A 12,430-nucleotide genomic window follows, 5' to 3' on the forward strand; every position below is an offset into this window, starting at 1 on the left:
CCAAGGATGAGACGTCTGTCACAGGACGTCTCTATCGGCCGGATTCAGGCGTCGAGGAGCTCGACACTGGTGAGCCGGTGCAGCGAGAATCGCTGCTCGTCGTCGCTGCCCTCCTCGACGGCCACCAGCTGGCCCGCGCCGAGGATCTTCGGCGTCACCACGTGCCGGCTCGCCGAACCCTGCGCGTCGACGTACCCCACGCGCAGCCTGCGGTTGGCGCGCAGGGCGAGCTGGATGAGCGCGGTGGCGGATTCGCCCCCGCCCGTGGCCCGGACCGGGGTCGTCGAGGCCGCGCCGCGAACCGGGGTCGCCGCCGCCGCGCGGTCGGTCGAGCGGATGCGGGTGACCACCGACCGCAGCTGCGCCTCCGACGGCGCGTTGCGTCGCGGTTGGCTCTGACGCCGCGCCCGCGACACCGTGACCCGGCTGCCCCGCTCGCGCAGATCGACCAGGGCGCCCGACGAATCCTCGCCTGCCGGAGCGAATCCCGCCGCCCGCAACTGGTCGATGACGTCACGGACCTCCGACGGCGAGACCGCCACCGTCGGCGCCAGTGCGCGTAGAGCGAGCGGCTCGGCGGCCGCACTGCGCAACACCGCGGCCAGCACCGTCGGATCCTCGCAACGGATGAACGCCGACGCCACGCCCACGCGCAACTGGCCGTGTCTGCGGGCGACGTCCTCGATGAGATACGTGAGCGACTGTGGCACCGGGGTTCTCGAGTGCGTCGTGAACATCGACAGCAGTTCGTTGCTGCTGCGGCCCGCGTCCAGGGCCCGGCGCACGCTCTCCGGCGAGACCCGGTAGACCGACGCCGCACCGCCGGACTCGAGGTCGGCGACGAGCTCGACCTGTTCGGCGAGTTCCGACGTCATCGGGCCGGGGACGGTCAACGTCAGATCGGCCTGCGTCAGGAAGTGGTCCACCGGCTCGGGCAGAGCCTTGCGCATCGCGGCGAGCACCGCGGCATCGACGTCGGCGGGGTCGGAGTCCGGCGATTCCTCGACGGTGTACGCGCGGCCGACCGTGGTCAGGGCATCGTGCGCGACAAGGCCCAACTCCCTTGCCTCACGCAGTGTCTCACCGACGACGCGGCGACTGAAACGGCGGATCTGGCGGGGCCGGTGCCAGTGGAGGTTGGCGAGGACGGTGTCGGCCGGCACGCCCACCGCGGTACCCGCGTGGGCGAGTGTGGACAGGATCAGCTGCCGCTGCACCGGCGCGTAGGCGTCGTGCAGGTCGGCGGCCAGGGTGGGCAGCGCGTTGCCGTCCCGGTCGGGTTCGCCGACCTGCCAGGCTCGGCGCGGCATGTGCATCCACGCATCGGCCAGTGCGAGCCACTGACGCTCCCGCGGCTGGTGCAGCCAGGTGTCGGCGGTGGAGGTGGGCGCGAACGACTGCTCACCGGAATCGTTGGGCGGCGCGGGTTCCGGGAAGCCTGCGTCGATGAGCCGCAGGTAGGCGGCGAGTTCGATCAGGAACGCGACCCGCTGCGTCTCGAGACCGGTCAGCTTTGCCAGGCGTCGCAATTCGCGGACGCCGAGAGCGCCGGAACGCAGCACCGCCGCCGGCGTCGCCCCGAGGATCGTGATCAACTGGGTGAGGTGACGGATGAGCTCGAGTGCCTCGCCGCCGGCCGCAGCGTCGACCGCCTTGGCCCCGAAACGCGGCTTCGCACCGGGATCGTGCAGCGGCGGTGGCGTGAGAACATCGGTGCGCCAAGCGGGTTCGTCACGGAGGACGGCGCCCACCATCGGCGGAAGCTCGACCGTCTGGTCGTCGACGCGGGCCAGCAGTCCCGACGAGATGAGGCGCGCGACCGGGGACTCCGGGTCGGCGTCGGGTGCCGCGTCGCGACTCCGGCCGAGGGCCGGTCCGCGTGCGAGGGTCTGCAGCAGGCCGAGCGGACGCTCGTCGAGACCGGCGATCATCTCGGCGATCTCCTCGCCGGAACGGCCGACGAGAGGTCCGGTGAGATGCCTGCCTTTCCAGGGCATCGCGGATGCGACGTGCTCGCCCGAGTGCAGGGCGGCGTCCTCACCCCAGAGAATCGCGCGGCGCCGGAGGAGATCGATGCGGGCGCGGACGGCGTCGGCATCGGCACGCCCGGACAGGGCCTTGACCACCGTCGCGACCGACGGGCGTCTGGCCTTCCCGGTACTGCGGCTGTGGCGGGCGATGATCTCCTCGAGCACCGCGACCGCGAGAACGTCGAGGTCCTCGCCCGCCAGGGACAGCGACGCCGCCGACAACGCCCGCTGGGCGAGCACGCGGGTGCCCGACGGCGTCGGCGAGGCGAGGTCGGGGCGTTCGAGGAGGAGCTCGGTCAGCGCGTCGTCGGAACGCGCGGCCAACTCATCGGCCAGGCCGGTGTGCTGGTCATCCGAACTCATTCGATCGAGCTTACCGGCGGCCTTCGACGGGGCTCAGGCAGCAGGGGTGGGGCTCAGGCAGCAGGGGGGAGGTCAGACGTCGCCGCGGCGGAGCATCCGCCCGCGGGCGGTCTCGAAGTCCACCCGCTGACCGCGCACCCAGGTTCCCTTGACCACACCGGCGAGTGCCCGACCGTCGTACGGGCTGACCGGGTTCTTGTGGTGGAGCCGGTTGACGTCGACGATCTGCGCGGACTCAGGCTCGAAGATCGCGAAGTCGGCGTCGCACCCCAGAGCGATGCGACCCTTGGTCGGCAAACCGGCGAGATCCGCCGGCCGCGACGCCATCCACTCGATCACCTGCGGCAGGTCGATGCCGCGCTTCTTGGCCTCCGACCAGATGAGCGACAGTCCGAGCTGCAACGACGCGACTCCACCCCACGCGACCCCGAAGTCGCCGTTCTCGGGATCCTTGAGATCGACGGTCGACGGCGAGTGGTCGGAGACGATGCAGTCGATCGTGCCGTCGAGCAGTCCCTCCCACAGCAGTTCGCGGTTGCCGGCTTCGCGGATCGGCGGGCAGCACTTGAAGGCCGTCGCGCCGTTGGGCACCTCCTCGGCGAGCAGGGTCAGGTAGTGCGGGCAGGTCTCGACGGTGATCTTCACACCGTCGCGCTTCGCGCTGGCGAGCATCGGCAGGGCATCCGAGGACGACAGGTGGAGCACGTGGGCGCGGACCCCGGTCCAGCGTGCGCGCTCGATCACTTCGGCGATCGCGAGATTCTCGGCGCCGCGCGGCCGCGATGCGAGGAATCGCTGGTACTCGTCACCTTCGGGTGACGGTGCCTTGTCGATGGCCCGGGAATCCTCGGCGTGGACGATCATCAGCGAGTCGAACTCGGCGAGCGTGGCCATGTCGGCTTCCATCTCGTCGGCCGTCAGGTGCGGGAACTCGTCCACTCCGGAGTGCAGGAGGAAGCACTTGAACCCGAACACACCCGCGTCGTGCAGGCCGCGCAGGTCTTTCTCGTTGCCGGGGATGGCCCCACCCCAGAAGCCTACGTCGATGTGGGTCTTCCCCTGCGCGGCAGCGCGCTTCTCGGCCAGGGCGTCGACGTTGACCGTCGGCGGGATCGAGTTGAGCGGCATGTCGATGAGGGTGGTGACGCCGCCGGCGGCGGCCGCGCGGGTGGCCGAGTCGAAACCCTCCCACTCGGTGCGGCCGGGCTCGTTGACGTGCACGTGTGTGTCCACCAGCCCGGGGATCATCACCTGATCGTCGGCCAGCTCGACGATCTCGGTGCCCTCGAGTCCGCTTCCGAGCGGCTCGATGGCGACGACCCGACCGTCGCGGATCCCGATCTCGCGGGCCACGATGCCGGCCGTGGTCAGCGTCTGCTCACCCCGCACGACCAGGTCGAACGGTGTGTCTGAGAAGGGGGCCGGGGCATCGGGTGCTGCGGTCATGGGGCGGGACTCCTTGCTGGTCGCCGTATCCTGGGTCGATCCAGAGACTAACCCAGGTTATTCCTCATCATGGAATGAACTGCTGTCATTTCGGAACTCAACTCGCGAGTAGCGCGGTGTCGTGCTATTGACAACGCCCTCGATCGTCAGGCTAACTGTCTCGAACGCGGAATCTTCATTCCACATCACGGAACTCCGCGAGTGTAGGAGCGCGGTCATCGTCGACCGTCCGACCGAAAGTGCAGAGATGAGCACTGAGCAGCACACGATTCCCGTCGGTGAGAACGCCTCCGGTGTCACCGGAGCCGTCCCGGACGGGTTGAGCCCGAAGCTCTACAACGACGACCTGGCGCCCACGAGCCGCGTCGGCCGTCGCTGGAGCAGCTACAACATCTTCACCCTGTGGGCCAACGACGTCCACAGCCTCGGCAACTACGCCTTCGCCATCGGACTCTTCGCGCTCGGGCTCGGCGGGTGGCAGATCCTGACGGCGCTCGTGCTGGGCGGCGTCTTCCTCTTCCTGCTGCTGAATCTCTCCGGGTTCATGGGCGAGAAGACCGGCGTGCCCTTCCCGGTCATGAGCCGCATCTCGTTCGGCATCCGCGGAGCCCAGATCCCCGCCCTCATCCGTGGCGGTGTGGCGATCGCATGGTTCGGCATCCAGACCTACCTCGCGTCCGTCGTGCTCCGGATCATGCTCGTCGCACTGTTCCCGGGGGCCGCCGACCTGGACACCAACCGCTTCCTCGGGCTCTCGACCCTGGGCTGGATCTCCTTCGTGTCGCTGTGGGTGATCCAGGTGATCATCGTCAGCTACGGCATGGAGATGATCCGTCGCTACGAGGCCTTCGCCGGCCCGGTCATCCTGATCACGATGGTGGCGCTGGCCATCTGGATGCTCGGCAACGCCGACTGGACCATCGCGTGGTCGACGCCCGACTCACTGACCGGTGTGGACATGTGGCTCCAGATCATCGGCGGAGCCAGCCTCTGGGTCGCGATCTACGGCACCTTCGTCCTCAACTTCTGCGATTTCACGCGCAACGCGGAATCGCGAAAAGCCATCGTGCGCGGCAACTTCTGGGGTATCCCGCTCAACATGCTGCTCTTCGGCGGCATCGTGATCGTCCTGGCCGGTGCGCAGTTCCGGATCAACGGCACGGTCATCGAGTCGCCGTCGGACATCGTCCAGACCGTCCCCAACACCTTCCTCTTGGTGCTGGCCTGCCTGGCCCTGCTGATCCTCACCGTCGCGGTGAACCTCATGGCCAACTTCGTCGCGCCGATCTACGCGCTGTCCAATCTGTTCCCGCGTCATCTCGACTTCCGGCGCGCAGCGCTCGTCGCCGCGATCATCGGACTGGTCATCCTGCCGTGGAACCTCTACAACTCACCCGCGGTGATCAACTACTTCCTCGGCGGACTCGGGGCACTGCTCGGCCCGCTGTTCGGCATCGTGATGGCCGACTACTGGCTCGTCCGCCGCTCGCGGATCGACGTGCCCGCGTTGTTCACCGAAGCGCCGGACGGCGCCTACCATTACCGCAACGGTGTGAACCCGCGGGCGATCGCCGCACTGGTACCGACCGCCGCCATCGCCCTGGTGATGGCCTTTGTTCCGGCCTTCGAGGTGGTCTCGGAGTTCTCCTGGTTCATCGGCGCCGGTCTCGGCGCGGTCGTCTACCTGGCGGTCGCCGACCGTCGTGGACCGTTCGCCGAGGTGTCGGGGGAGCCGATCTCCGTCGCCAGCACCCACTGATCGCTGAAGGAGGACATCACCGTGCGCATCCTCGTCGCCAACGTCAACACCACCGTGTCGATGACCGAGGCCATTGTCGACTCGGCGCGTTCGGTCGCCTCGCCGGGGACCGAGATCGTCGGCATCACACCGCGTTTCGGCGCCGACTCGTGCGAGGGCAACTTCGAGTCCTACCTCGCCGCCCTCGCCGTGATGGACGCGGTCCTCGCGTATCCCGACCCGTATGACGCCGTGATCCAGGCGGGTTACGGCGAACACGGGCGGGAAGGACTACAGGAACTCCTCGAGGTCCCCGTCGTCGACATCACCGAAGCCGCGGCGTCGACGGCGATGTACCTGGGACACCGGTTCTCGGTCGTGACGACGCTGGACCGGACGGTCCCACTCATCGAGGACCGGCTCAAGCTCGCCGGCCTCGACCAGCGCTGCGCCTCGGTCCGGGCGTCGGGTCTCGGTGTGCTGGAACTCGAGTCGGACCCCGACAGGGCGGTCAAGGCGATCGTGGAACAGTCCACCCGTGCCGTCGTCGACGACCACGCCGAGGTGATCTGCCTCGGGTGTGGCGGGATGGCAGAGCTCGAGGAGCAGGTTCGCGAGGCGACCGGGGTCCCGATCGTCGACGGCGTCCGGTCGGCCGTCACCATCGCCGAAGGGCTTGTCCGGATGGGACTCTCGACGTCGAAGGTCCGGACCTATGCCCCGCCGCGGGAGAAGAAGATCACCGGCTGGCCGTTCAACCGCTAGCGCTGCGGAGTTTCCTGCGGCCACCGCGGATCCCGGCCGGTCAGGCCGGCGAGCCGGTCGACGAGAGGTGCGTCGTCGGGCACCTGGACCACCGGTCCGAACATGCCCTCGCGCTCGTCCTGCGGCTGGGGTGGGTGGTGGAGGTCGAAGACGACCTGGAGGATCTCATCGGGGACGTCGAACCGGACGCCCGCGGCGTGTGCGACGTCCCAGCCGTGTAGCACCAGTTCCGACAGGGCGACCCGTCCCATGATCTCGGCGGGCAATTCGACGCCGCCGGCCTGGGTCATGCCCTCCCAGGCGTCCGGGTCGTCCCATGACTTCGCGAGGTCGTGCACGTGATGGCGCAGGTCGTCTCGCCACTCGGCCGGCAGGTGGCTTTGGTTCTGGCCCGGGTCCGGCGGCGTGGAGGTCAACGGGCCGAAGTCCTTGCGCGCCGCGGCCGCGAACGCCTGCGACAGGCCGTCGACATGGGCCAGCAGCGCGGCGAGGTCCATGCCGGGACATGGTGTCGGGCGGTCCAGGTCGGTGTCGGCGATCGTGGCGGTCATTGCGAGCATGTGATCGGCGGCCGCCGATATCGATCGCGACTGGGTGGTGTCGGTGGGCATGGGACTCCCTCTCGTGGTGTGAGCACTCATCGGGGCTGACCCGCCCGACGCCGGTTTCTCATCGGTGACGCACCGGATGTGCCCGTACTCTGACCGGGTGACCTCTCCGATTCGCGAGTACACGACCATCAGTCATCCACAGCCGAAAACCCGTGTCTGGCATGAGATCCAGGGGGACGGTCGACCCGTCGTCCTGCTGCACGGCGCCTTCTCCGGCGCGTCGTCGTGGGGCGGGCAGGTGCCTGCCCTCGTCGAGGCGGGGTGGAAGGTGTTCTCTCCGGAGCGGCACGGCCATGGCCACAGCCCGGACGTGATGGACGAGTTCCACTATGCGGACATGGCCGAGGAGACGATCGCGTATCTCGACGAGGTCGTCGACGGCCCCGCCGAGATCGTCGGGTGGAGTGATGGTGCGGTCGTCGGCGTGCTGGTGGCGCTGCGCCGGCCCGATCTGGTCCGTCATCTGGTCCTGATCGGTCAGTACTACAACAGTTCAGGGCGTGCCGTCGGTGGCATTCTCGATGCACTCGACACCGCCGACGACGAGCTGATGGGTTTCTTCGCGGCGGAGTACGCGTCCGAATCCCCGGACGGGGCGGACCATTTCCAGGTCGTGTTCGACAAGACGATGGCGATGATCAACTCCGAGCCCGAGATCGATCTCGGCGATCTGGCGGCGATCACCGCACCGACGCTGGTGATGCAGGGCGATCGAGACGAGGTGACTCTCGAGCACAGCCGCGACGTCGCCGCCGCCATACCGGGAGCCCGGTTGGCCGTGATCCCCGGGACGCACCTCATCCCGATCGAGGCGCCTCAGGCGGTGAATGCGGTGATCGTGCAGTTCTTGAGTGAGGAGTGAGCGCGACGCCTTGTCAGTCCTGGGTCATCGCCGTGAAGGCGTCCGCCATCGAGGGGTAGAGGCCGAGTGTCTGATCGAGCCCGGACAGCCGCAATGGCCGCGTGACCGCGGGATGTTCGGCAACGACGCCGAACCGGCCGCTCGGGGTGACGGCCGCGCGCGCGGCGAGGAGCGCAGCGATGCCGGAGGATGCGAGGAAGTCGGTGGCGGTGAGATCGATGATCAGTCCGCGGGGTTGCTCGCTCACCGCTTCCAGAACGGCTGCGCCCAACCGCGGAACGGTGAGCAGATCGATGCTGCCGTGAGAGGTCAGGATGACGAGCTGATCGCGCTTCGTGGAGATCACCGCCAGTGCGCGACCTGCTGAGGAGGCGTCGTGGTCATCGTCGACGACCACCGGTTCGAACCTGTCTGCCTTCATGTAGCGCTCCCTGTCCGCTCGACATCGCCCATCGGTGAGATGGCAGCGCATCGAGATTCGCCTGTGCGGCTACGGCAGTTGGCTTCGCCGGTGCCTTCGGTGTGTCTCTCGGTATGACGTTCGGCGCGGTAGGCGATACGGATTGCCACGGGGAAGCCTCATGCGCGCGGGCCGACGGTGGCGGAGTACGCGGCCACCGCCACCACACCGATGAGCAGCAGATACCACCCCGCGGCGTGCTGGAACGCCAACAGATAGAGCGCGGTCAGCGTCGTGGCGCAGAGTGCCGCGGCCAGCACGGCCGGGAGCCATCGACCGTCCCGCAAGACGAGTATCGCGGCCTGGCACTGCAGCCCGAGATGGGTGAGCGTCAGGACCGCTCCGGCGCAGCCCGTCCCGACCCACCCGGGCACAGTGCCGAGGCCGTACAGGGAGGCGGTCGCCGGCGTCGCCAGGACCGCGATCGAGCCCAGCCACGCCCGGATTGTCGGGGACGTGAAACGTGCGAAGTCGCGGTTTGCAGAAGCGCTCTCGCGTCGATCGACGGAACTGTGCATGACTTCTGTCTAACGCACTACGTGCATCGGCGGTAGTATGCACAATATTGTCCATATGGACGAGAATGTCCACGAGAAAGCCTTCGGGAGGTCGACGATGGACAGTGAGGGCGAGCCCACCCTGCGGGACCCGGTTCGACGTGCCTACGAGGTGTGTCCGGTCGAAGTGAGCGTCGCCGTTCTCGGCGGCTCCTGGAAGATGACCATCGTCAAGAACCTCCTCGAGGGGCCGATGAGGTACGGCGCTCTGGGGCGTGCGGTCGGTCCGGTGACGCCCCGAGTGCTCACCCGCCAGCTTCGTGAACTCGAGAGCGACGGCATCGTGCAGCGCACCGCCTTCCCGGAGGTCCCGCCCAGGGTCGAGTACTCGCTCACCGAACAGGGGCAGGCGCTGGGCCCGTTCGTGTCGGCACTCAACGAGTGGGGGAAGAACTACGCGACCGAGGTCATCGAACCGAAAGTCGCTCGGCAGGGGAGCTTGGCGCCGGCGCTGTAGTGTTCCGCGGAACACTCGTGACCTCGGGTTGAGGCCTGAGCATTGTCGGTGCTGGACGATACATTTCTCCTGTTCCTGTCGGTCGGATCTGGGGGTTGCGTTGGGGGTCAGTGCTTTCGTTCTCTTGGGGACGTTGCGTCGATGTTCGACGGTGCGGATCCCGGGTCGTTGTCTGATGAGGTTCTCGAGGCGAGGGTGTTGGGGTATGCCGCGCAGATCACGGTGCTGACAGCGGGTTTCCTTGAACTGGTGGGGGAATTGGATGAGCGGGAGTCGTGGCGGGGGCCGGGGATTCATTCACTCGCGCATTGGTTGTCGTGGAAGGCCGGCATTGCACCGCGAACGGCGCATGAGTACCTGAGAGTCGCAAAGGCGATACGAGAGTTGCCGGTGATCCGCAAGGCTTTTGGCGAAGGTCGGTTGTCGTATTCGAAGGTGCGGGCGTTGACGCGGGTGGCCACGCCGGAGCGTGAGCGGGAGTTGGTGAATGTGGCGCTGTCGTGCACGGCGAGCCAGTTGGATCGGGCGGTGCGGGCGATGGGGCACATCGACCGCAACCGCGGTGTCGCCGAGGGCAGTGCCCCGCCGGTGGAGTCGTCGGGACGGTGGAAATGGAATGCTGACGGGTCGTTGTCGGTGTCGTTGAGGTTGAGTCCGTTGGATGGGGCGCGGTTTCTGGCCGGTGCGGTGCGCGCGGAGTATGAACGCACCCGGACCTGCGGCGATCCGGATCTCCCTACAGCTGCGAGTGTTCCGCGGAACACCGAATCGGACTCGGTTGTGAATGGTGTGGAGGTCGTTGCGTCGCGGCGTCGGGATCTGTGGCGGCAGGTGCCGTCGAATGTGGCGCCGGCGGTGGTGGTGATGGCCGGCATGGTGCATGACGGGATCGCGATGCCCGATGTTGCGCCGGGTGCGGGAATCCTCATTCATGCCGGTGAGGGTGTGGAGTCCGCTCATCTCGATGATGGTCCGGCGTTGTCTGGGGTCGAGGTGGCCGAGGCTCGGTGCGGTGCGTCGATTCGAGATGTGGTGAGTCGCAGGGTTCCCGGGCAGCCGGGGAAGCTGGCGTTGTTGGGTGTGGGGCGTCGTCGGCGTGCGCCGAACAAGGCGTTGGTGCGGGCGTTGTTTGTGCGGGATCGGTGTTGTCAGATGCCGGGGTGTGGTCGGACGCGTCATCTGCATGCTGATCATGTGCGGTGGTGGTCGGTGGGTGGGCGGACGGATCCGGACAATTTGATCTTGTTGTGCGGGTCGTGTCATCGGTCGTTGCATCGGGGTGAGTTCTCGATCACTGCGCACGGTGAGCAGCGGTTCACGTTTCACCGCCCGGACGGTGGCGAGATCGCGGTGGCGCCACCGACTGTGAGACCGGCTGGGTGGCAACCGAACCCTGGAATAGGGATCAACGCGACGGTCCCGGTCGGTGGGGGTCGGATGGATCTGGGGTACACCACCGAGGTGCTCTACGCGGTATGGGAATGGGAGGAACGCAACAGTTCTCGCCGGGACCAGGTTGTGGACGCGGCGGCGTGAGTGCCAGTGTCGGGCAGGGTTTACTTCAGGCCCGACGGCACGGTCTTGCCGTTGACCGTGACGGTCACCTCACCGGTCGTCGTGTTCTCGGAGATCTCGCCGTGTTCGAAGGTCACCACCTCGAGGTCACCGTCGACTGTCACGTCGCTCGTGGGCACGCCGAGAGGCCCGGCCGAGCCGTTGGTGCCGGTGAGTAGCGGTGTGCCGTCCGGTGCGCGCTCGGTGTTCCATGCGTCGCGGATCTTGCCGGAGGTGACGATGTACCCGGGCGTTGCGGGGTTGCTGTTCTTCGCGATGATCACTCCGCCGCGAAACTGTTGGTACACAACGCCACTCTCGCGGGTTCCGGCGTTGTGATCCCCGGTCAGCGGTTTGCCCAGGGCTGCCCGCTGTGCCTCCGTCGCCGAGCCGTACTTGACGGCGAGCGGGCCGGTGAGGGTCACCTCGACGTCGTCCTCACCCATCACCGTCGTCTCGGTGGGCGTGGGTGCCGCATCCTCCGCGACAACGGTGGTCGCCGACGCGCTGGAGGACGAGTCGTCGGTGTCTGAGGTGCCGCAACCGGCGGCGATCAGCGTGACCACGAACAGTCCGGCAACGAACTCGGCGCGACGGGATGCCACCTGCTTCATGCGCTCACCCTAATGTGTGAACAGGCCGGCGGCTCAGCCGTGCCGACGGCGGTACTCTTCCGCGGCACCCGGGTGCAGGGGGACGGATCCGGTGAGGATCAACGATTGTGCGTCGAGGAACTGACTGCCGATCGCCTGAGCCGGCACGAGGTGCGCGGACTCGTCGAGCAGCAGGTCGACGATCGCCGCGGCGGTCGCGTCCGGCACGTCTCGGCGAGCGAGCAGGAGGTTGGCGACCCCGACGGTGGTGACCGCCGGATGCCGGCCGTAGATGTCGGCCGGGATGCGCACGGGCTCGTACGCGGGTCCGAACCGTCGTCGCAGGGCCGCCACCACGCCGCCGAGATCGAGCAGGGCGATCGGTACGCGCGGGTCGGTGAAGGCCGGGGTCGGCAGACCGCCCGCCCACATGACGGCATCGACCGCTCCCGAGGCGAGCGCGGCGCCGGCATCGCGCATCGTCTGCCGGACCGGCCGGATGTCGCTGTCGGGTGCGAGACCGGCTGCGGCGAGAACCCGCTCGGAGAGTCCCGCGGCGCCGGAACCGGGCGCTCCGACACTGACCACCCGCCCGCGCAGGTCGGCGACCGTCGCGATGGGTGCATCGGCGCGGACCGCCACCTGGAAGTAGTTCTCGTACACGCACCCGAGAGCTGTGAGCCGTGGATCGGCGCGCTCGACGGCCGTGTCGCTGAGGCTGAGGGCGAGTTCCGCGGAACCGTCCGCCAGCGCATCGAGGTTCTCGGCGGAGCCGCCGGACTGCCGAGGGCGGACCGGCGGCGCGCCGGATCGGTCGGCCGCCGCCGCGAGGAGGCCGGCGAACTCCCAGAAGAAACCCCCGGACTCTCCCGCCGCGAGCCGGACCGGCGCGCCGCGCTCGGTTCCGCAGGCGGACAGGAGAATCAGCGCACCCAGGCCACAACCCCCGCGGAGCACGGTCCGCCGATCCACCGGCCCGAGCGCAAACGACATG

The 12,430-nt window shown here is 68.1% G+C and carries 12 protein-coding genes; 5 read left to right on the plus strand and 7 right to left on the minus strand.

Going from position 1 to position 12,430, the window contains the following annotated elements; genetic code table 11:
• Positions 1-44 precede the first annotated feature (44 nt).
• Complete coding sequence (locus tag AC3B5T_RS12720; RefSeq protein ID WP_488357426.1) at positions 45-2,393, minus strand: helicase-associated domain-containing protein; 2,349 nt, start codon at positions 2,391-2,393, stop codon at positions 45-47.
• 72 nt (positions 2,394-2,465) lie between these two features.
• Positions 2,466-3,839, minus strand: coding sequence for an allantoinase AllB (gene allB, locus AC3B5T_RS12725; RefSeq protein WP_010844165.1), 1,374 nt, complete (start codon positions 3,837-3,839; stop codon positions 2,466-2,468).
• A gap of 247 nt (positions 3,840-4,086) precedes the next feature.
• Here allB and AC3B5T_RS12730 point away from each other — a divergent pair, with 247 nt between their 5' ends.
• Positions 4,087-5,598 (plus strand): NCS1 family nucleobase:cation symporter-1, encoded by a 1,512-nt coding sequence (locus AC3B5T_RS12730; protein WP_488357427.1) that lies wholly within the window; start codon positions 4,087-4,089, stop codon positions 5,596-5,598.
• A gap of 21 nt (positions 5,599-5,619) precedes the next feature.
• Positions 5,620-6,342, plus strand: a complete 723-nt coding sequence (locus AC3B5T_RS12735) for an aspartate/glutamate racemase family protein (protein ID WP_488357428.1) — start codon at positions 5,620-5,622, stop codon at positions 6,340-6,342.
• Here the strand turns inward: AC3B5T_RS12735 and AC3B5T_RS12740 are convergent.
• Positions 6,339-6,953, minus strand: a complete 615-nt coding sequence (locus AC3B5T_RS12740) for a TIGR03086 family metal-binding protein (RefSeq protein ID WP_488357429.1) — start codon at positions 6,951-6,953, stop codon at positions 6,339-6,341. The genes AC3B5T_RS12735 and AC3B5T_RS12740 overlap by 4 nt on opposite strands.
• A gap of 97 nt (positions 6,954-7,050) precedes the next feature.
• On the opposite strand from AC3B5T_RS12740, the gene AC3B5T_RS12745 reads away from it, so the two are divergent.
• Entirely contained in the window at positions 7,051-7,815 is a 765-nt protein-coding gene (locus AC3B5T_RS12745) for an alpha/beta fold hydrolase (RefSeq protein ID WP_055476206.1), read from the plus strand.
• Between the two features lie 13 nt (positions 7,816-7,828).
• Here the strand turns inward: AC3B5T_RS12745 and AC3B5T_RS12750 are convergent, their stop codons facing one another.
• Both AC3B5T_RS12750 and AC3B5T_RS12755 read right to left on the minus strand, forming a co-directional pair.
• Positions 7,829-8,236 carry an STAS domain-containing protein gene (locus AC3B5T_RS12750; RefSeq protein WP_055476205.1) on the minus strand — a complete coding sequence of 136 codons (408 nt, stop codon included), beginning with the start codon at positions 8,234-8,236 and terminating at the stop codon, positions 7,829-7,831.
• A 158-nt stretch (positions 8,237-8,394) separates the two neighbouring features.
• Entirely contained in the window at positions 8,395-8,793 is a 399-nt protein-coding gene (locus tag AC3B5T_RS12755) for a hypothetical protein (protein ID WP_055476204.1), read from the minus strand.
• A 97-nt stretch (positions 8,794-8,890) separates the two neighbouring features.
• Here AC3B5T_RS12755 and AC3B5T_RS12760 point away from each other — a divergent pair, with 97 nt between their 5' ends.
• A complete protein-coding gene (locus tag AC3B5T_RS12760) occupies positions 8,891-9,289 on the plus strand; it encodes a winged helix-turn-helix transcriptional regulator (protein WP_055476246.1) in 399 nt (132 codons plus the stop codon).
• A gap of 141 nt (positions 9,290-9,430) precedes the next feature.
• A complete protein-coding gene (locus AC3B5T_RS12765) occupies positions 9,431-10,825 on the plus strand; it encodes an HNH endonuclease (protein ID WP_488357430.1) in 1,395 nt (464 codons plus the stop codon).
• A 20-nt stretch (positions 10,826-10,845) separates the two neighbouring features.
• Here the strand turns inward: AC3B5T_RS12765 and AC3B5T_RS12770 are convergent, their stop codons facing one another.
• Entirely contained in the window at positions 10,846-11,457 is a 612-nt protein-coding gene (locus AC3B5T_RS12770; protein WP_014925727.1) for an LGFP repeat-containing protein, read from the minus strand.
• Between the two features lie 33 nt (positions 11,458-11,490).
• Positions 11,491-12,429, minus strand: coding sequence for a TAXI family TRAP transporter solute-binding subunit (locus AC3B5T_RS12775; protein WP_055477148.1), 939 nt, complete (start codon positions 12,427-12,429; stop codon positions 11,491-11,493).
• Position 12,430: the final 1 nt, after the last annotated feature.

This window comes from Gordonia sp. G4 (assembly GCF_057770005.1).